Raw genomic sequence first — 19,973 nt, 5'->3', positions numbered from 1 at the left:
AAAGATACCCCAAACTGGTGTTACTTTCTGTTTCTCTTTCAGAAGTAAAACCGAACGATCAATAGAATAACGGTTTAGCATTATACTGTCATGGCACGAAAACCCGAAGGAAAATTGAAAAGAGGCTGGACCACCGGTGCCTGTGCCACTGCGGCAACCAAAGCGGCTTATACAGCTCTTCTAACAAATCAATTTCCTGATCCCGTTACTATAACTCTCCCAAAAGGAGAGCAACCCGCTTTTGCTCTTTGCAGAGAAGAAAAAGACGATTGCTCGGCCATGGCAGCAATTATAAAGGATGCGGGCGACGATCCGGATGTCACCCATCATGCCACGATAATCTCTCGAGTGCGCCATGGCCTGCCTGGAAGCGGCATAGTCTTTCACGCTGGCGAAGGGGTCGGTATGGTTACAAAGCCCGGCTTGCCTATTCCCGCAGGTGAACCCGCGATTAACCCGGTTCCCAGAAAGATGATGACCGAGGTCATCACGGAAATTGCCAACGAGCACAATCTGCCCGGCGATGCTGAAATTGAAATATCCATTCCTAATGGCAAAGAGCTTGCCCAGAAAACATGGAATCCACGACTGGGCATTCTTGGTGGTTTGTCCATCCTTGGCACCACAGGCGTTGTTATTCCCTTTTCCTGTTCATCCTGGATCCATTCCATACATCGCGGTATCGACGTTGCTATAGCAACCAGCCGTCCGCATGTCGCGGGTTGCACTGGATCTACATCGGAAAAAGCGGTCATGGATCTTTATGGTCTTGAAGATACAGATATGCTTGATATGGGGGATTTTGCTGGGGGTATGCTCAAATATCTGCGTGGTCACCCCGTTCCCAAACTCACCATTGGCGGCGGCTTTGGTAAGCTGACAAAACTAGCGATGGGCCATATGGATCTCCACTCTGGGCGTAGTCAGGTTGATATGTTCTGGCTGGCCGATAGACTACGAGAAATATCTGCCCCCAAAGATATCATTGAGGAAGCACAAATAGCGAATACAGCCAATCAGGTTCTTGTGCGTTGTCTTGCCGAGGGTATTCCTCTGGCTGAAAAAATTGCTTTTCTCGCCCAAGCAGAAGCCTTGAAAATTTTAAAGGGAACTTCCCGAGATAATATCACCGAAGTAGAGATCATCATCATTGATCGTCCCGGAACTATTGTGGCTAAAACCGGCTTTTTAAAATGACTTCTAGAGAACTAGGCGAAATAAATCATCACCTGGATCAAGCACGCATTTTGATTCTGGGTGGCACCACCGAAGCCAATCAACTTGCAGAACAACTGTCGAAAAACCCGACCTTTGATGTCACGACGTCACGCGCAGGCGTCACAACAAACCGTAAACAAGTATCCGGCAACGAAAGACTTGGTGGCTTTGGTGGTATCGACGGGCTCGTGGATTATCTGGAAACAAACGCAATAGACATCGTTATAGATGCCACACACCCCTTTGCTACAACAATTAGCGATCATGCCTGGACAGCCTGTCAAAAACTTGAAATTCCTCATCTTGTTCTCCAGCGTCCGGCTTGGAAAAAAGAAGAAAATGATGAATGGGTTGATGTACCTGATATGCAGGCTGCACAAGATTATTTGCAGTCTCAGGACACTTCTTTAACCATTTTCTTAACAACTGGCCAAAAAGAACTCGACGGCTTCACCTCCATAATAAAACATCGTTTCGTCGCACGAATGATTGAACCGCCCGCCCCAGAAGTAGAAAAGCAAAATTTAAAAATTATACTGCAACGTGGCCCCTTCTCGCTTAATGAAGAAATCCAGCTTATAAAAGAAGAAAAGATTGACCTGCTGATCAGCAAAAACTCAGGGGGCACCGCAACCAGTGCCAAGCTTATTGCCGCCAGAAAACATCATATTCCTGTTTTGATGATAGCCCGCCCGCCCCAGCCATCAGCTATGGTAATCTCCACTGTGGAAGGTTGTCTCGAATGGTTAGATAATCGCTATTCAGTCGAGTAACTTTTACCTTCTCGACAGTAAGCTTAAGCGTCCATAAAAAATCTATCCCAATTTTTTAACACCACCTGATAATGAAAGCGCTGACATCATGCGGATCAAACTTGAAGATGAACGAAGAACCGGCATTATCGAAGCTTTGATCAATTTTCACTTCTCAGAGTTTGATGAAAATATCAGTGAGTTCCGTGCTGCAGAAATCGTGGATTTCCTTCTGAAGAAAATTGGCCCGTCACAATACAATCAAGGTATCGCCGACGCCCGAAAATATTTTGCCGAGAAACTTGATGATCTTGATACAGAGTTTTACGAACCAGAAGAATAACCCGAGTTGGGATCACTCAATACAAATTCCGTTTTCTCTTAATCGCGGCCACGTTCTGCTGGTAAAGAGAAGTAAAAATTTGATCCATTACCAGGGGTGCTATCCACCCATATCCGGCCTTTGTTACGACTGAGTAGATCCTTACATAAAGGCAATCCTAATCCAGTCCCGTGTTCTCCCCCTGTACCGATTGTCGATGCCTTTTCACCCAAAGCAAAAATCTTCTTAACTTGTTCTTCAGACATACCAACACCATGATCAGAGACCTTAACCTCAATCATATCGGCAATTTTTTGTGCAGAAACAGAAACGCTATCTCCTTTCGCCGAAAACTTCAAAGCATTGGCGAGTAAGTTACGCAGCACCGTCGAAACCATATTGCGATCGCAGAAAGCCTCAATGTTCTCTACTTCATTTATAAGGAGTATCCCTTTTTCTCCTGCAATAGGATCCAGAACATCCAGATTTTCCTGCGTAACTTGTCTCAGATCCACGGATTGCTTTTCCAGAGTATCTTCCATCATCTGAAGACGCGACCAGTCCAACAGATTTTGTAGAAGATCAAACACGCGGTTACCTGTTTCATTTACATCGCGAGCATAGTCGACCAGCTTCTCTTTGCTCATCTTATCTGCCATTTGAGACATCATTTGGGTCATCCCCAATAGCGAAGTAAAAGGGCTTCTTAAATCATGAGCAATAATGGAAAAGAACTTGTTTTTAATCCCAACCTCGTACTTAAGCTGCTCATTCAAAACAGCTTCTTGTTCAGCCAAAGCCGCGAGTTCGCTCGATTGCACTTCTTGTTGTCTACGGGCCATCTTGGCCTCAATCAACATCATTTCCAGACGAGAGTGAAATGCATTGGTAGCGTAGAAAACAATAATCAAAGTCAGCACAATAACTGCCAGACCAATCAACGAGTTGGTCAAAAGGCCATCCTTAATAGCGCTTAAAGCCAGAGCCTCTTCCTGTTCCACAATAACATGCCATCCCAGCTGTGGAATGAAGCGCGTATTTAACAACATGGCTTCTCCGGCTTTTTCATACTCAAAGAACCCACTATCAGCTGCCATTATATCCTTTGCAACGACAGATACCCCATCAGCAGAGTATATATTATCGTCTTCGATCGTTGCCCCTTCAGACCGAATCAGGATATTCCCCGCATCATCGACAAAATAAACATGACGGCCATAAACTTTTTCGTAATACCCGACGATTTCCGCCACAGTATCCAGCTTGAGTCCTACACCAACAGCTGCCAGAAAATTGTCATTATAATCAAAAATTTTATGATTAATAAAAATAGTTGTCGTATTATTTTGAGCTTCGTTCAAATCAACGTTTAGTTCGTATTCTAATGCTCCATCTTTTACCCGAAAGAACCAAGTATCATTCTGATCATCTTTAGAGATTGATTGCGTTAAGCCTTTGAAATGATAATAATTACGGGTTTTCTCAGAAACTAAGAAGCTTGTAAAAAGACCATATTCTGTTCTGATTTCATCCAGATACTGGGCAATTTTATCAACGTCTTTCTCCCCCTCAATCAACCAGTCTTTAACAAAAATATCGTTCGCCATAAGAGAGGCCACAAAGACAGGCTGCAACAAATCCTGCTGAATTTCTGAATAAATATTATTACTCGTCAGGGGGAGTTCATTATTAATCAGGGCTTCACGTAAGCTGTTTCGTGAAATTTGATAGTTGAGGAAGTTGGTGATCAAAAAACCCGCCATCAATACGAAACCGATCGTCAGGATAAGCGGGGCACGAACCGAGTGAGGGTTATTCCACCAGCGCATATTGAAGTCGTTCCTGTAAAAAGAGCTATATTAGGAGATTCTTTGAAAACTTATTTTTTCAGCTTTTACCCCCTTATATCCGGCAAAACAAGATTGGTTTGACCAGAAGCTTGCTTTTTTATTTTTACACTTTATGGTTTTCACACTTAAAACTGAATATGATTAAATGTTTATAAAATATTCATATCCCAGTTTATATTATTGCCCACCTCGTGCACTTGCTCATCAATTCTGAGTACCAAAATGACAATTAAAGCAGTTCTTCAAAGCGGAGATGAAATTCAGGTTAATGGTCCCTTGATACTGATGGCCGATGACGGCCATATTGCTGTAAGCTCTGAATTATTTTCTTGTGCCCAGAACGGACAGTTTATCAAAGTTCATATTGATAAACTCAGAAGTGCAAATTTTTCGGAAGAAAGCCTTCAAAAGGTGAGAGAAATCATGTCGTCCGAGCTTCCCAGCGTCAAGGCCATATGGCAAGAACTTCATACTCATCTGACACTGAAATAAATCGCTATCGACAGATCAACTCTTCCACAATACATATAGAAAGACTGTGTCTATAAGACTTTCAGCACACAAACACTCTCAAAAGTAGAAAAAATAATTATAAATACAAATTATATGATATGCTGCCAGTATATATTGGTCCACATTTAAGATTATAACCCCCAAAGGTTATAACCATGCTCGTTAATCTTAATAGAACATCACGTACAAGTATTTATTTCCTAGTCCTACTGACCTGCACGTTCGTCTCAATTCTTTCTCTAAAAGTTACATGTGCAGCAGAGTATGAAATTTATAGTTATCATAACGTCCCTCCCTTCATTACAAGTGAGAACGAAGGTCTTAGTTACGATCTAGTTCGCTATTTGAACAAGCACGGTGATAACAAGTTTCAGTTTAAACTTAACATTATACCTCGCAAACGTTTGGGCAAGTTACTCGGCGCCAACAGCGACCTTATTGTTCCCTGGGTCTCACCAGAATGGTTTGGCATAAACGCCAGATCACGCTTCCTTTGGACAGAGCCATTGCTATCGGACGGTAATATCTATTTTTCCCGAAAAAACAATCCTATTGATATTAAAGCAATTCCCGATTTAAAGAATCTAATGCTCGGCGGTGTTCTTGGGCATCGTTATGCAACTATTGAACAAGAAGTCGCCAAAGGAAGGCTTGCTAGAATCAACGCCCCACACAAACGGAACCTGATTAAAATGCTACTTGGTGAACGTGCCGACATTGCAATAATGGTAGAAAGTTCCGCACGGTATCTGGTTTGGGAAGGAAAACTGGATCAATATATATATATCAGTCCCTATAAACACAGTGCCTTTCTCCGACGTTTGCCCATAAGTGGTTATCTGCCACAGGTACATCTATTTCTTGATGATATGATACTGAAAATGAACACCGATCCGGAATGGATCGCGATTAAATCGCGCTATAAGGCCCCCGTTGAAACCAACTAATCTTCTTTTACTGTCAAAATTTTTCCCAAGTCTCGTCATCACCTTGGCATAAACATTGAATGTACTTTAAGCATAGGAAGGATCGTTCCCATGTTTAAAATTACATTTTTCCTCGTATCGTTGTTGAGTGGGCAACAGGAAATGACTATTGGGGGATCAGAAACCTACACCACTTACGAAAGCTGCAAAGCCTCTGCCGAGTTTGTGGCGCAAAACTCGCCCGAAGGTTATCAAACGATTTGGGAATGCAAAGAAACAAGTTGATATATTTGACATCTGCGTTCGAAGATATACGGTCGAGGTTCCAAAGATAAATATGAGCTCTGCACTAAACGACTCCCATAGCAAAAGAGAGAGGCAAACAGCCTCTCTCTTTTGCTTTAAATTCATTCTCGATTCTTAGTTTGATGGAGCCGTCATTTTTAACTGTAGAACTGGTTTGGGCTGAGGCTCAGGTTCAACAGGGAGTGCTTTGATCTTATCTATTTTAATTTTCTTCCCCGAATTTTGTTTCAAATTTGTTGGCGAACCAAACTTGGGTTCAGGTTTACATTTCCAAGTATAAAAACTCTCATTAGAGCTACTGCTAACCGGCTCAATAACTTCGACTCGCCAAGATCCATTCTTTTTATCACTTGGTGTATTCTGTATATTATTAATATTACCATTTTGTTGAGGGTTCTTAATCGCAAACTTATTAATCTTACCATCAGATGCCTCACCAATATGACGAGTAAAGTCTTTAATCTTCAGGCCATCATTATTAAACTCAATATTGTTAATTGGCCCTTTGGCCCCTAACTCATTAACCAACCGATATTTAACAGTTCCTGTACCCTGTGCTTTAAAGCTAAGACGAAAACCAAGATCAGCAGGGCATTGACCATAATAATCTTTGATATGCGGTGAAACTTTTACTTCAGTTAATGCAAACTTTGCTACCAGATCATTCTTGGTCATTTTAGCTGGCGATGATTTCACGAGATTTGGATCACCTTTAAATTTGATACTAATTGGTAACATTGACGTCTCATACCCGCCTTTACGATCAGCACCTTTATTACAATACCCTGCGAGAGAGACTGGGCGTAAAATCGTCAGGTATTGATCTTGCTTGAGAAACTCAAGTTCATCACCACCACCGTTCACATGATCTTCAAGTTTTTTATTGAATTCCTCAACAGGATCAACACGAACAGACGGATGCCCATTTTTGATATTAGAAAGCGGCACTTTAAAAGGTTCATAATTTCCTGCCTCGGCAATCCATCCCCCCAAATAACCTGTCCAAACCTTGAAAGTAGGATGGTAACCATCTTCATAAAGCGCATTAACGGGAAGAATTGTATCACCCTGTCTTTGTACAGAGCCAAAATACATTGTGGCTTTATCAAAATCGACCTTCTTGCTTTTACTACACTGCACAAACCCTTTTAGCGGGATGTTCATGACAGAGTTAACAGGCTGGATATCCACTTTGCTCACCAATTTTGAGCCAGACATGTTTTTCAGCTCAATCATGTTGAGATTGATCCCGTCCATAGAAAGAGTGACGTCTTTGACGTAATCAGAATTATTACGAGCTGAGTTTGCGTAAACAACAGGATTCAATGCCGTCGCAGTCAGGGCCAAAAGGCTTGTCGTTAAAATAAGCTTTTTCATTACCATCTCCTCAAATTATTTCATCAATAGTTACCTACTGCACTTGAGGGATAGGCCGTTGTGAAAGCTTGAAAGGTTCAAAAAAAATTATACTCTTCACATACAAACAAAAAAAGAGGGGCTCCAAAGCCCCTCTCCTACTCATTCTTCCAATAATATTCGAGTAATCGCTAGCCCAAACCACCTGGCACATTGGCTTCACGTTCGACTTCTGCGGCTTTTTTCTTGTTTTTACCAAGGCGCAGGACGTGGACAAAGTCTGGGTCATAGAGTTTGCTGTCAATGAAGTCTTTGTCATCTGCAAGCACGTGACCGACAAGGATCAGCGCCGTGCGAGTGATTTTGGCTTCACGTGCTTTTTCGCGCACGTCTTTGAGCGTACAGCGAATAATCAATTCATCCGGCCAAGTAACTCGGTAAGCAATCACTACTGGGCAGTCTTCGCCGTAATGCGGGATCAGTGTTTCCTGCAGATGTTTCAAATTACGCACGGACAAGTGGATGGCAAGTGTAGCCCCTGATTTACCAAAGGTATCCAGATCTTCGTTATTGGGCATTGCCGAAGATTTCATGGCTGTCCGGGTCAAAATAATAGACTGACTGACTTCCGGTAGCGTCAATTCCTTTTGGATAACCGCAGAAGCCGCCGCATAGGCTGAAACACCGGGGACAACTTCGTAATCAATATCCAGTTGATCGAGGCGGCGCATCTGCTCAGCAACAGACCCATAAAGACAGGGGTCACCAGAATGCACCCGGGCAACATCTTTGCCGTCTTTATGCGCCGTGTTGATGTCTTCGATGATCTCATCAAGGTTCATAGGGGCGGTGTCTTTAATCAAGGCACCTTCTGGAGCAAAGGCAATAACACCTTCCGGAACCAGTGACCCTGCATAGAGACACACGGGACACTTGGCAATCAGGTCACGTCCCCGAATAGTAATAAGATCAGGCGCACCCGGACCAGCACCAATGAAATAAACCGTCATGCTGCTGATCCTTCTGTGATCGTTTTCACTTCACCCGTCTCGTCAAAGTTTTCATAGAGATGGGCTTTCTTCTCATAGCCACGTGGTGTGTATACCCAGCATGAACCATCGGATTTTTCAATCTTGCGCGAGGTAGATGACCCGACAAGGACAACTGTCAACATATCGACCTGATCGGGGGTCAACTCATCAAGGCGGAGAACAGTCATGCTCTCGCCTTCGCGACCAAGGTTACGGCCCAGCATAACCGGCGTGTCTGCCGGGCGATGCTTGAGAAGAATTTCAACCGCTGTTGCAAGCTGTTTGGTACGACGTCTGGAAACAGGATTATAGAAGGCAATGACAAAGTCGCCCTGCGCTGCGGCGTTCAAACGCTTTTCAATGGCTTCCCATGGGGTCAAAAGATCAGAGAGAGAAATCGTGCAGAAGTCATGACCCAATGGTGCTCCAATACGTGCAGAAGCTCCTTGCAGGGCCGAAATACCCGGGGTGACCTGAATATCAACCCGGTTCCAGTCGGCGCGTTCACCACGATCAAGAAGCTCAAATGTCAACGCAGCCATCGCATAGATACCGGGGTCACCAGAACAGACCAGCGCCACAGAGCGACCTTCTGCGGCAAGGTTCAACGCGATACGAACCCGCATTTCTTCTTCACCGAGTTCATACCCGTGACGGTCTTTACCTTCGGCCAAGGGGCCAAGCAGATCGAGATAGAGATGGTAGCCAACCAGATCGGTTACACCACGCACAACGCGATCAACTTCTGGCGCACGCCAGCTTTGATCGCCCGGGCCAAGCCCCACAACAAAGAGCTTTCCGCGTGCCTGTCCAAGCGTAGATGTTTCAATCACATCTGATGCTTGGCCAACAGCACAGGTTGCCCGTTTGGATTTGTTTTTCGCGACTAGAAGTTGGCCTTCAGAACCAACAGCTGCCAAGGCAGACCCTTCGGAAACACCATGGCACCCCACTTCAGCGAAGACGATATCGGAGGGTGTTTTCAAACGCGGGGTTTGCTTTTCGAGTTCTTCAGCCGGGAAGAAACGTGCAGGAACATCGAGTTCAGCAGCCAAAGCCTGTACCGCGGTTTCGTCGGCTTTAACATCGATGGAGAACACACCAGCAACAGCTTTAGGCGACAATCCTTCAGCTTTCAGAGTTTCATGTACCAATCCGGACAGTTCTTCTGCGTCGGCATTACGCTCACAACCAACACCAAGAGAGAGCGTCGCAGGGTGGAGAACAAGTTCAGTCTCGGAACCAGCAACAGCTTTCTCTGTGACGGTAATTGTTAGATCACCATCGTCAGAAATCGGCAGACTACCCGCTCTCACCCAATCCGCTTCGCCATTCAGCTTCACAGATGCTCCTGCCAGTACGGCCGCGATAAAGGCTTTGTAATCACCGGGGTTGCCAAGTTTCCATCCCGCAGGTGGGTTATCAAGTGCAATGCCAAAACGATTGTCAGAGGCCGTTGTAATCGAAGCTGAAACCTGAAGCTTGTCACTCAAAGTCTTTGCAAGATCATTGGCCCCGTGATGTCCGCCCAAAAGTGGTACAACAGCAGAGCCATTTTCAGCAACAGCAATGACGGGCGGTTCTGCACGTTTATCAGCCAATAGCGGTGACAAACCGCGGATCAAAACACCGGCAGCACAGATACCCACAATCGCGCGCCCTTCACGAAACAGGGATTGCAGGTGCGCAATGGTTTCATCAAAAGAAACATCAGCGCCTTCTACACGACCTGTACGGCCGTGAACTTCACCCGCGCCAAAGGCATCGCGTAATCTAGTGGCTAGTTTGGCTCCTTCGCCAGTAAGCGCCACAAAAGCAGGAGAGTGATCAAATTTTTGAGTCATTACAGTGTCCAGGCCTCACCACGTTTGTGGACCAATATCATTGAGAAATAAGGGGCTTTAGCTTCACCAACTTCGCTGAGTGGCATAATTTTCTGATTTTCCATGGTCGCGCGTTCCACATAGCGAGCACAATCAAGCAAATTGAGTTCTTCTAAGATGTTGCGAATTTTTTCAAAGTGACGACCGACCTTGATAATCGCGGCAGCCTGCACATTACGTAGACGCTGTTTCATGATATCTTCGTCAACAGGTCCGGGAATGATCGTCATCACATCATTGCGTGCGGCCAAGGGGGCGCCAACCATCGCCGAACAAGCCATGAGAGAAGAAACACCGGGCACAACTTCAACCTCGAAACGCTCCATCATACGTCCGAAGAGATACATGAAAGAGCCATAAAAGAAGGGATCGCCCTCACATAGCACCACGACGTCCTGACCAGCATCAAGAAACTCGGCTATATCTTTAGCCGCTTTGTCATAGACATCCTGTGCCGGAAAACGTTCCGTCACCATCGGTATCCGGATCGGGTATTCTGTCTGTCCACCGGGTAGATGTTCCCCCACGATTGTTCGCGCCAGACTATCGCCCACATCAGGTGCCGGATAGGCCAACACCTTAGTCTTCTGGATCAAGCGCAAGGCTTTTAATGTTAAAAGCTCTGGATCGCCGGGCCCAATGCCGACGCCATAAAGTTTACCCGTCATATCTTTTCGTCACTGCAAACTGGGTTACAGGCATCGCTGCCCGCCAGCCATGATAAGGTCCAATGGGGGATGCCTGACTAATCGAAATACGATTGAGCTCTCCCCCTACTTTTTTATGCCATTCAAAGAGTTTCATTTCGCCTTCCAGCGTCACAACATTAGCAACAAAGCGACCGCCGGGTTTTAAAGCTTTCCAGCAAATATCAAACAGTCCTTCGGATGTGGCTCCTCCGCCAACAAAAATGGCATCAGGGCGTTGCTCTTCTTTCATCAAATCACCAAGAACAGAAAGCAGTTCACCTTCTTTGATAGACAAAAAAGGCGTTCCCAAAGCCTGTGCATTCGCTGCAATACTTGAAAGACGATCTTGATCGCGTTCGATCGCAACAGCTTTCGTTCCACGTGCGGCACGCATCCATTCGATGGAGATGGATCCACAACCAGCGCCCAGATCCCAAAGAACTTGCCCCGCCATCGGCATCAGGGCTGATAGGGTCGATGAGCGCACAATCTTTTTCGTCAACTGCCCATCGTGCACAAAGGCATCATCAGGCAATCCCGGAACAGTTGGCAAAACTTCGGCACGATGTGTTGCAATACACTCGACAGCAATCGTGTTTAGATCAGCACAGGCCGGATAGGACCAGCAGTGCGCAACACCGTCCAGTACCTGTTCTTTCTCTCCACCCATATGCTCAAGAACGGTAATCTTACTATCGCCAAAACCACGGTCTGTCAGCAAAGAGGCAACTTCGGCTGGCGTGGTTCCATTTTCACTCAGCATGAGCAACTGTGCACCGGGCTGAACGTGAGGATGAAGCAGGCTCAAAGGGCGACCATGCAACGTCAGCATATCAACATCCATCATAGCCCAACCAAGTCTGGAGCAGGCAAGTGAGTAGGATGAGATACCGGGAACGACCCGCATTTCATCAACAGGAATGCGTTTGGAGAAAGTAGCACCGACACCGAAGCACATCGGATCACCCGACGCGAGGATACAAATATCTTCGCCTCTGCGATCGAGTATTTTCTCAACCATTGTTGAAAAAGGCGATCCCCACACTATTTGTTCTCGCGGATCTTCGCCCAACATTGCCAAATGACGCTCTCCGCCAACCAGCACCTTTGCCTGATCAAGCAAACGACGTGCGACAGGCGTCAGGCTATCCAAGCCTTCCTCCCCGATGCCCAATACTGTGAGCCAAGCACCCGTGTTTGTTTTTGAGATCATTTGTTGTCCTTTGCTACTGCGTTCAATGCAGCAGATGCGATAGCGCTTCCGCCGCGACGACCACGTAAAGTCATGTAAGGTACGTCAATCTTGGCAGCAATCAAGGCATCCTTCGATTCAGCAGCCCCGACGAACCCAACAGGAAATCCAAGTATCGCAGCGGGCTTTGGCGCACCATCTTGCAAAACTTCCAATAACCGGAACAGCGCAGTTGGTGCATTTCCGATGACGACAACAGCACCTTCAAGATGTTCTTTCCATAACTCGACAGCCGCAGCGGATCGCGTGTTACCGATCTCTTTCGCAATTTGTGGCACACGTTCATCAATCAAGGGGCATAAGATCTGGTTGTCCGCCGGAAGCCTGCTTTGAATAATACCGTCCCGGGCCATGCGGCAATCAACAATGATGGGCGCACCCGCTTTCAAAGCAGCACGTCCTTTTGCCGCAACATCATCGCTCCAGGCCAGATCGTCAATTACTTCCGGCATGCCACAGGCATGAATAATACGCACAGCCACATCAGCAACATCCGTAGGAATTCCACCAAAATCAGCAGCAACTTCTATCTGGGCAAATGACTCACGATAGATTTCTTGTGGGTCCCGGATATAGTCATATTCAATCGGCATACTTTAAAACCTTGATCCTAAAAACCTTAATTCCCCAAATATTCCTTTAAATCAGGAGTTCTTTTCATCTTTCGTCATGGTCACAGGGCCAAGAGGATGATCCGCATGTGGATAAGGATGGTGGTGGTGATCATGATCATGCCCATGGTCGTGACTATGACCGTGTCCATGAGAATGACTGTGGTCGTGATCGTGGGAATGCCCGTGAGAGTGGTCATGATCATGTGAATGATCGTCGGCTGTGCCTGTACCGATACCTTCAACATGATGATGATGGCTTTCTTGCGGCAGGCCAATTTCGGCTTCAAAGCCCAGAACCTGTTCTCTGTATTTGCAGAGTTTGCAGTTCATCACATTAGCACCGTCCAGAATTTCCTGAACGCGATCAGCAAAGGCATCAAGAACCTGCGGGTGGTCAGACAGATAAGGCGCTTTCACAAAATCAATATCCGGATGTGCTACAGCCACTGTATCTGTGTAATCGTAAATGCGTTTAACCAAAATGCCTGTGAAGAGGAAGTAAGGGAAAACAATAATACGTTTGTATCCAAGCTTTGCTGCATGTTCCAGACCCGGCTGAACCAACGGAAAAGTCACGCCGGAATAACAAACTTCGCCCCAACCAAAGCCAAACCCTTCCCAGAGAAGGCGCATTACTTTGTTGACGTTGGAATTTGCATCCGGGTCTGATGCTCCGCGGCCAACAACCATCAGCATGGTCTCGCTGATCGGCATTTCGCCGTTTTCTTTGTTCGCTTGATCAACGGCTTCTTGAATGCGGTCAGCAGCAGCTTTGATCAATTTGGTATCAATGCCCAACTCGCGCCCATATTCAATTTTCATTTCAGGGTTCTGTGCTTCGTAAGTCCGCAACACAGACGGGATGTCGTTCTTGGCATGACCAGCGGCAAAGAGCATGCCCGGAATAGCCAAGACCAGATCATGTCCGGCTTCGCGCAAATTATCTAACCCAGTGCGAATAATTGGCGTCGCGAATTCCAAAAACCCACTATCGACTTCGTATTGAGGCAAGCGTTCACGAATTCCACGGGCAACGGATTCAAACTCACGGACGGCGCCTTCATCACGGCTGCCATGTCCGCAAACCATTACACCAATTTTAGGACCGTTTTCGGTCATTATACTCACCTCATCCATTATTTTTTAGCAACAAGGGGGCGTTGCTGCGATACACTTTTATCAAATTATGACACACGACTACTTGACCTGTAACAAGACTGCTAACATTCTCGCGCCATGTTAATGTCGTATTTGGTCCAAGAACCACTTTTTTTACCAATCCTGATCCTGATTACAGCTATTTTCATAGATATCTTAATCGGTGATCCTGCTTGGTTGTATCGCTATGTTCCTCACCCCGTTGTTATTACCGGAAAGGCCATAGAAATCAGTGAACACCGAATGAATCACCCCAAGAACAGCCGGATCACCGGCATCCTTCTTGGCACCTTACTCTCTATCGGAATCATTGCTCTGACCATTGCTATCGGTCTTATACTCTCCCGTACGTTGGGGCAAGTATCTCATGGCTGGATTATCGAATCCATCCTTGCGTCCAGCCTTATTGCCTATAGAGGTCTGGGAACAGCCGTTCACAATGTCGCGACGGCACTTTCACAAGACGTGGACGAAGGTAGAAAAGCCATCAGCCATCTGGTCGGACGAGATCCCAAGAGCCTGAATGAGGCGGGGATTAGCCGCGCCGCCATCGAAAGCATGGCTGAAAATTTTTCTGACGGCGTTGTTGCCCCCGTTTTCTGGTTCGCGCTTTTTGGCCTTCCCGGACTTTGCGCCTACAAGGCAATCAATACTCTGGATAGTATGATTGGACATAAGAACGAACGCTTTGAAGCCTTTGGGAAATTTGCCGCCCGTTTAGACGATTTGGTGAACTTAATTCCAGCAAGACTGGCTGGATTATTCTATGTACTTGCAGGGATTTTTATTCATAAAGCATCTGCGATCAGAGGCTTTAAGGTGATGATCCGTGACGCGGGAAAGCACAGATCCCCAAATGCAGGATGGCAGGAAGCAGCCGTTGCCGGTGCACTTGGCTTTGCCCTTGCTGGCCCTCGGAAGTATCCGGGCTATGTTGTTGACGATCCCTGGATGGGGGACGGTGGACGAAGTGACCTTACAGCAGCAGACATAAAGCTAGCCCTGAAACTCTACATCGGCGCGGGCTTTTGGATGATATTCTCTTTGGGCATTTGTTTGGGAATTCTGCTCTTCTAATTCTGTTTATCAAGAAATCAAATGAAAGATTTGATCAGTCCAGAAATGGACAGCGCCATCAACAGCACTAAAACCACATAACGATAATGAGTTGCTGAACTCCGTTGGAATATATAATTGCCAAGGTAAATACCCAGCGTGACAGGAACGACAAGAAGAAGCGCCCGTGCAATGGTGACTTGATCTAAAAGCCCTGCGAAGAACAAAGTACCTGTTCCATAAGCATCAAGTATCAGAAAATACAAATTCAGCGTCGCTCGGACAGCCTCAGCAGGAATTGCTGCAGCCATCATATAGATAGCGACAGGTAATCCCCCTAGAGAAGCCGCACCATTAGCAAACCCTGAAATTAAGCCAACGGATAGATTTTTAGCACCGCTTTCTTTCACTTTAAAGCGCGCGCCCAAAAACAATAAAAAACTTGCGATCAAAACGCCTAATGAAATCGCAATACGCAACGGATCAGCAGGTATTATTTTTAACAAAAAAACACCTGCAGGCACCCCAATCGCAGCCCCAACACAAAGCCACCGCAACAGCCCCCAATGGATGGCAGTCCACGTCATCCGAGCCATCACCAGACTTGAGATCATCTCAAGCAACAACGCAATCGGCACGACCTCAACAGGCAAGAGCACAAGGGTCAAGGACGTAACCACCAACGCTGATAAGCCAAAACCTGCAAATCCACGACAAAGTCCAGCAATAGAACCACAAATCAGTACATACAACAGATCAAGAGCATCTAACTGAACTTGTGCTAATAAAAACGCCATCACCCTACCCTGCCTATATTTGAACTCGTCTCGCGATTACGATGATGCCCAGCGATTACAGGCTAAACCTACGCAGAAGGGCGCACCAACTGCACAACTTCATTTACCACTGAATAATCCTGATACCCCAACCGAGCCAAAGGCTTCATTTTGGCCGCATCAACCAGACCATCCGTGAGATAAGCTTCATCGATGTGCATTCCGACCACTTCCCCAAGCACCAAAGTATAGTGCTTACCACCATCGTCTTTCGGCAAGTCCATAGTCTTGAACAACTTACACTCAAAATGAACTGGTGCGCCTTTCACACGAGGAGGCTTGATCACCTGAGAAGGAAGCTTCTCAAGACCTGCCGCTTCAAACTCATCCACATCTGCTGGGGCAGGTTTTGAGCTTTCGTTCATTGCTGTCCGCTGCTCCCAGGAAACAAGATTAAAAACAAATTCTTCCGTTTCGATGATATTCCGCAGCGTATCCTTTATGCCTTCTTCCCGATTATCCGGCGCTATGCCCACACCAATAATTGGCGGCGCGTCAGCAAAAGCATTGAAGAAGCTATAGGGAGCAAGATTACAAACACCCGCGGCTGACTGCGTTGAGAGCCAGGCAATTGGACGCGGTAGGACACAAGCTTTAAAAGGATTATAAGGCAAACCATGGTCTTTATGTTTGCCGGGAACAAAAAACATCTATGTCTCCGAATGAATAGCAGCGATTAAAAGCTGTAATAAAGAAAGTAACGGAGCTTAGGACGTTCCTATAAAAATCTAAAGTCCATAAAATTTAAAATCCAGAAAATCTAAAGACGGGTTTTGTGAAAAATCCAATCCGGAACAAAGCGTATAATCAACATAATGACACCCCAAAACCAAGGTGTGTAAACAACGGACTTTTCCCGATCCAATGCCTTGATAATTAGCTTGGCGATCTGTTCAGGTTGCGCCCATAACGCCCCTTTGTCGAAAGCGGCTGTCATCGGGGTATCAACAAAGCCCGGTTTAATCGTCAAAACCTGAACCCCAGACTTGGCAAGACGATGACGTAGACCTTGCAAGAAGATTGAGACCGCACCCTTTGCAGCACCATAGACATAATTTGACTGTCGCCCCCGATCCCCTGCAACAGAAGAGATAACAGCAATTGAACCTTTTTTTTGGGCTTCAAAAACATTGGCAAAGTACGTCAATATTGCCACAACACTGGTCGCATTGACCTCAAAAGCCTTCAGCGTGTCTCCCACAGAAATTTCACAGGCCTTTTGATCAGGAAGAATGCCATGTGCGACGAGAAGTATATCAATCCCATCAAGTTGCTTTATGGCTTTATCAAAGATGTCTTCACTGCTTTGCTGCCCGGTAGCATCATACACACCCGTGTGAATATTCTGCGCACCCCGAACCTTCAGATCATCGGCAATAACGGACAGTTTTTTCTGATCACGAGCCAATAAAAACAGCTGATCACCACGTTTTGCAAAAAGCCTTGCCGTTGCCTCTGCAATTGCTGACGTCGCGCCAATTATAAGTACTTTTTTCATATACGTCTCAATATCTTATATGTCCTGATCCTAATGCCCGGATACTAACGTCCGGCATCCAAACCCAACCGCCTTGATTGTAATGAGGCAAAGGTACCTATAGCACCGTACTTTTCCCTGACAGACTGAAATGCTTCCCACTGGGGATATCCTGCTTTGAATACCTGGTCACTCATGCGGGCATCTTTTGTCAGATATACCCTGCCCCCATAGTCATGAACAATTGCATCCAACTGATCCAGCAATTCAAATGTTTGTGCGCTAACTTTGAAATCCAACGCCAGCGTATACCCTTCAAAAGGGAAAGAAAGAAGGTTATCATTTCCTTTGCCAAAAACCTTCAGGACCGACAAGAAAGACCCTGCACCGGATTTCGCGATTTTATCGAGAACACGTGTCATACCCTCTAGACCAGCATCCTTTGGAATAACAAACTGATACTGCACAAAACCTTTAGCGCCATAAAGCCGCGTCCAGTTTCCTATACCGTCCAAGGGATAAAAATAGGGACCATAATGTACATGGTGTTCCTGAATTGGTTTTCGAACTCGCCCATAATACAGGGCATTAAAGGCTCCCACCGTCAATTTGTTCAGACAAACTTCCGGCAGGTTAAAGGGAATGGAAAGTGCTGTCTTTTTCAGATCATCATATCCACCTTGTCCACTATGCCTTCCCAGCATCAGCAAAGAGCGACCAAGATCTTTCCCCTGTTTAAGGCAATCGATCCAAGCGACCGAATAAGGGGTGGAGTTATGTGCATCAAAAAGCTCTAGACATTCTTTCAGGTTCCTTGCTTTACAGGTCGTTTCTTCAATAAAGCTACTCTCAACCTTTAATAGTTTTATCGTTGCGTCGGTAATCAGGCCTGTTAATCCCATCCCGCCACAAGTTGCCAAAAACAAATCTCTGTTTTCAGATGGTGAACAATTGAGAATATCCCCGTTGGCGATCAAAATTCGAAATGACAGAACATGGTCGCAAAAAGCCCCCACAGTATGATGGTTCTTGCCATGAACATCACTGGCGATTGCCCCACCAATAGTTACAAACCGTGTACCCGGCGTTACAGATGGAAACCAACCTCTGTGCACAAAGGTATCCAGAACTTCATCAAGGCTAACACCAGCATCGCAGGTAAGAACGCCTGTTTTTTCATTAAAGGAATGAAACCTATTTAAATATCTGGTCGAGATAATTGTTGAAGAAAGAGAACTATCTCCGTAACTACGCCCAAGCCCCCGGGCGATATAGGCCTTATCTTCTCTTGTTTTTATTGTTCGCTGTAAATCATCCCCAGACAAGGGACTTGATACTTTTGCCTCAACAAGTGGATATTGCCCCCAACCACCGATCAGCATTTTATTCCCTTTATGATAAACACATACTTCTTGTCCAACTGGTATTTAATCCAATACCCGATAGCCAAACCGATTATACCGCCGAGATAGCGCATCATTTTATCATCAAAAATAAAATGAAACCCAAACTCAAATGCCCAAAATACAGATGTCGTGAAAACACCCATCACCGCATAAAGCATAAAAATTTTACTTTCATGCCCGATACCACTCGTTCGGTAACGAAATATATACCTTTTATCTAGCAAATACTTAGTGACGAGACCAATCGCCGTCCCCACACCAACAGACATGATCAGGGCAAAGGGGCCGGAATAAAATCTCAAAGTCACATCCTGAGAGACGATGTTAGCGATCGTCGCAAAAACAGCAAAAAGACAATAACTCAACAAAAGGTTCATCGAAGACTTCGGTTTTGAAAATTAGATATGAACAATAAGAACCAAGAACAAAACAAAAGTCACCCCTATATCGGATTAAGCATTGCAAAATTAATGCGACCCAAGCACTGGGTTAAAAACGGCTTTGTTTTGGCTCCGTTAATGTTTACGGGGTTATTCACCAACCCCAATGCCGTAACCAACACACTCATTATCACGTTCTTATTCTGCATTGCATCGTCTGCTGTCTATGTTCTTAATGATATAAAAGATATTGATAATGATCGAAAACATCCTAAGAAATCGCAAACACGCCCCTTGGCATCTGGCGCGATTTCTATTCCACAGGCTTTTATCCTGCTTGTCTGCCTATATAGCATTCTAATCGCCGGTTATTTCTATTTACCCGGGGCAACACTTGTTCTCTGTGGCTATATCATTCTGAATATTGGATATAGTTTTTACCTTAAACACCAACCCGTACTGGATATCTTTACCATCGCCATAGGTTTTGTGCTCCGCGTTTTTGCCGGGGCCACCGTATTGAATGTTCCTGTTTCAGCTTGGATGTTTGTCACTACTCTTTGCCTCGCGCTTTTTCTCGCGGCGATCAAAAGACGACAGGAACTACAGGACAGCGGAACTTCTGGTCGGGAAGTTTTGGAATCGTATTCAATATCGCTCGTTAATCGTTTTGCAGAAATGGCAGCTACCGGCGCGTTGGTATTCTATAGCCTTTTTGTTGTCACCACACGTCCGGAACTCGCAATCACAATTCCCATCGTTCTGTTTGGCATTTACCGATATTGGTACATTGTCGAAATAACGAATGCAGGGGAGTCCCCCACAGAAGCTCTCTTTTCTGATCCTCAGCTTATGATTACAATCGCCATATGGGTCGGGGCTTCGGCCTACACGATCATTACTGGGCAGGCACCTTTATAAAAAAAGAGGCCATAATCGGGCCTCTTT

21 protein-coding genes are annotated in these 19,973 nt (G+C 45.7%); 8 read left to right on the top strand and 13 right to left on the bottom strand.

Going from position 1 to position 19,973, the window contains the following annotated elements; all coding sequences use genetic code 11:
• The first annotated feature begins 90 nt into the window (after positions 1-90).
• The 3 genes from ACN0QW_RS02960 (at position 91) to ACN0QW_RS02950 (ending at position 2,313) form a co-directional block, all read left to right on the top strand.
• Entirely contained in the window at positions 91-1,197 is a 1,107-nt protein-coding gene (locus ACN0QW_RS02960; protein WP_417428640.1) for a cobalt-precorrin-5B (C(1))-methyltransferase, read from the top strand.
• A complete protein-coding gene (locus tag ACN0QW_RS02955) occupies positions 1,194-1,991 on the top strand; it encodes a cobalt-precorrin-6A reductase (RefSeq protein ID WP_417428638.1) in 798 nt (265 codons plus the stop codon). The genes ACN0QW_RS02960 and ACN0QW_RS02955 overlap by 4 nt, the downstream gene beginning before the upstream one ends.
• Before the next feature lie 88 nt (positions 1,992-2,079).
• Positions 2,080-2,313: a DUF2164 domain-containing protein gene (locus ACN0QW_RS02950; protein ID WP_417428636.1), complete on the top strand. Its 234-nt coding sequence runs from the start codon at positions 2,080-2,082 to the stop codon at positions 2,311-2,313.
• A gap of 38 nt (positions 2,314-2,351) precedes the next feature.
• Here the strand turns inward: ACN0QW_RS02950 and ACN0QW_RS02945 are convergent, their stop codons facing one another.
• Complete coding sequence (locus ACN0QW_RS02945; protein ID WP_417428634.1) at positions 2,352-4,121, bottom strand: ATP-binding protein; 1,770 nt, start codon at positions 4,119-4,121, stop codon at positions 2,352-2,354.
• A 243-nt stretch (positions 4,122-4,364) separates the two neighbouring features.
• Here ACN0QW_RS02945 and ACN0QW_RS02940 point away from each other — a divergent pair, with 243 nt between their 5' ends.
• From ACN0QW_RS02940 to ACN0QW_RS02930, 3 genes are all read left to right on the top strand, one after another.
• Positions 4,365-4,634, top strand: a complete 270-nt coding sequence (locus tag ACN0QW_RS02940; protein ID WP_417428632.1) for a hypothetical protein — start codon at positions 4,365-4,367, stop codon at positions 4,632-4,634.
• A 176-nt stretch (positions 4,635-4,810) separates the two neighbouring features.
• Entirely contained in the window at positions 4,811-5,602 is a 792-nt protein-coding gene (locus ACN0QW_RS02935; RefSeq protein ID WP_417428630.1) for a hypothetical protein, read from the top strand.
• Between the two features lie 90 nt (positions 5,603-5,692).
• On the top strand, positions 5,693-5,866 hold the full coding sequence (locus ACN0QW_RS02930; RefSeq protein WP_417428628.1) for a hypothetical protein: 174 nt from the start codon (positions 5,693-5,695) through the stop codon (positions 5,864-5,866).
• A gap of 135 nt (positions 5,867-6,001) precedes the next feature.
• Here the strand turns inward: ACN0QW_RS02930 and ACN0QW_RS02925 are convergent, their stop codons facing one another.
• The 7 genes from ACN0QW_RS02925 to ACN0QW_RS02895 form a co-directional block, all read right to left on the bottom strand.
• Positions 6,002-7,264 (bottom strand): hypothetical protein, encoded by a 1,263-nt coding sequence (locus tag ACN0QW_RS02925; protein WP_417428626.1) that lies wholly within the window; start codon positions 7,262-7,264, stop codon positions 6,002-6,004.
• A gap of 170 nt (positions 7,265-7,434) precedes the next feature.
• Positions 7,435-8,253 (bottom strand): precorrin-4 C(11)-methyltransferase, encoded by an 819-nt coding sequence (gene cobM, locus ACN0QW_RS02920; RefSeq protein WP_299379901.1) that lies wholly within the window; start codon positions 8,251-8,253, stop codon positions 7,435-7,437.
• Entirely contained in the window at positions 8,250-10,118 is a 1,869-nt protein-coding gene (cobJ, locus tag ACN0QW_RS02915; protein WP_417428624.1) for a precorrin-3B C(17)-methyltransferase, read from the bottom strand. Before cobJ ends, cobM begins: the two co-directional genes overlap by 4 nt.
• Positions 10,118-10,825 carry a precorrin-2 C(20)-methyltransferase gene (locus ACN0QW_RS02910; RefSeq protein ID WP_417428622.1) on the bottom strand — a complete coding sequence of 236 codons (708 nt, stop codon included), beginning with the start codon at positions 10,823-10,825 and terminating at the stop codon, positions 10,118-10,120. The genes cobJ and ACN0QW_RS02910 overlap by 1 nt, the downstream gene beginning before the upstream one ends.
• Positions 10,815-12,059, bottom strand: a complete 1,245-nt coding sequence (cbiE, locus tag ACN0QW_RS02905; protein WP_417428620.1) for a precorrin-6y C5,15-methyltransferase (decarboxylating) subunit CbiE — start codon at positions 12,057-12,059, stop codon at positions 10,815-10,817. Before cbiE ends, ACN0QW_RS02910 begins: the two co-directional genes overlap by 11 nt.
• Complete coding sequence (locus ACN0QW_RS02900; protein WP_417428618.1) at positions 12,056-12,691, bottom strand: precorrin-8X methylmutase; 636 nt, start codon at positions 12,689-12,691, stop codon at positions 12,056-12,058. The genes cbiE and ACN0QW_RS02900 overlap by 4 nt, the downstream gene beginning before the upstream one ends.
• A 51-nt stretch (positions 12,692-12,742) precedes the next feature.
• Positions 12,743-13,831, bottom strand: coding sequence for a sirohydrochlorin chelatase (locus ACN0QW_RS02895; RefSeq protein WP_417428616.1), 1,089 nt, complete (start codon positions 13,829-13,831; stop codon positions 12,743-12,745).
• Between the two features lie 123 nt (positions 13,832-13,954).
• Here ACN0QW_RS02895 and cbiB point away from each other — a divergent pair, with 123 nt between their 5' ends.
• Positions 13,955-14,947, top strand: coding sequence for an adenosylcobinamide-phosphate synthase CbiB (gene cbiB, locus ACN0QW_RS02890; protein WP_417428614.1), 993 nt, complete (start codon positions 13,955-13,957; stop codon positions 14,945-14,947).
• A 17-nt stretch (positions 14,948-14,964) separates the two neighbouring features.
• Here the strand turns inward: cbiB and ACN0QW_RS02885 are convergent, their stop codons facing one another.
• The 5 genes from ACN0QW_RS02885 to ACN0QW_RS02865 form a co-directional block, all read right to left on the bottom strand.
• Positions 14,965-15,723, bottom strand: a complete 759-nt coding sequence (locus ACN0QW_RS02885) for a sulfite exporter TauE/SafE family protein (protein ID WP_417428612.1) — start codon at positions 15,721-15,723, stop codon at positions 14,965-14,967.
• A gap of 68 nt (positions 15,724-15,791) precedes the next feature.
• Complete coding sequence (locus ACN0QW_RS02880; RefSeq protein WP_417428610.1) at positions 15,792-16,412, bottom strand: flavin reductase family protein; 621 nt, start codon at positions 16,410-16,412, stop codon at positions 15,792-15,794.
• A gap of 110 nt (positions 16,413-16,522) precedes the next feature.
• The gene (locus ACN0QW_RS02875) at positions 16,523-17,260 is read right to left on the bottom strand and encodes an SDR family oxidoreductase (protein WP_417428608.1); all 738 of its coding nucleotides are present in this window, start codon (positions 17,258-17,260) and stop codon (positions 16,523-16,525) included.
• Positions 17,261-17,304: 44 nt separating this feature from the next.
• Entirely contained in the window at positions 17,305-18,621 is a 1,317-nt protein-coding gene (locus ACN0QW_RS02870; protein WP_417428606.1) for an FAD-binding protein, read from the bottom strand.
• On the bottom strand, positions 18,615-19,022 hold the full coding sequence (locus ACN0QW_RS02865; protein ID WP_417428604.1) for a GtrA family protein: 408 nt from the start codon (positions 19,020-19,022) through the stop codon (positions 18,615-18,617). Before ACN0QW_RS02865 ends, ACN0QW_RS02870 begins: the two co-directional genes overlap by 7 nt.
• A gap of 27 nt (positions 19,023-19,049) precedes the next feature.
• Between ACN0QW_RS02865 and ACN0QW_RS02860 the strand changes: the two genes are divergently transcribed.
• Complete coding sequence (locus ACN0QW_RS02860; protein ID WP_417428602.1) at positions 19,050-19,946, top strand: decaprenyl-phosphate phosphoribosyltransferase; 897 nt, start codon at positions 19,050-19,052, stop codon at positions 19,944-19,946.
• Positions 19,947-19,973: the final 27 nt, after the last annotated feature.

Origin of the sequence: Kiloniella sp. (assembly GCF_048259265.1) — a bacterium.
Lineage (GTDB): Bacteria > Pseudomonadota > Alphaproteobacteria > Kiloniellales > Kiloniellaceae > Kiloniella.
Note: the sequence above shows the minus strand (reverse complement) of the source record. Positions and strands in the feature narration are given on the sequence as shown.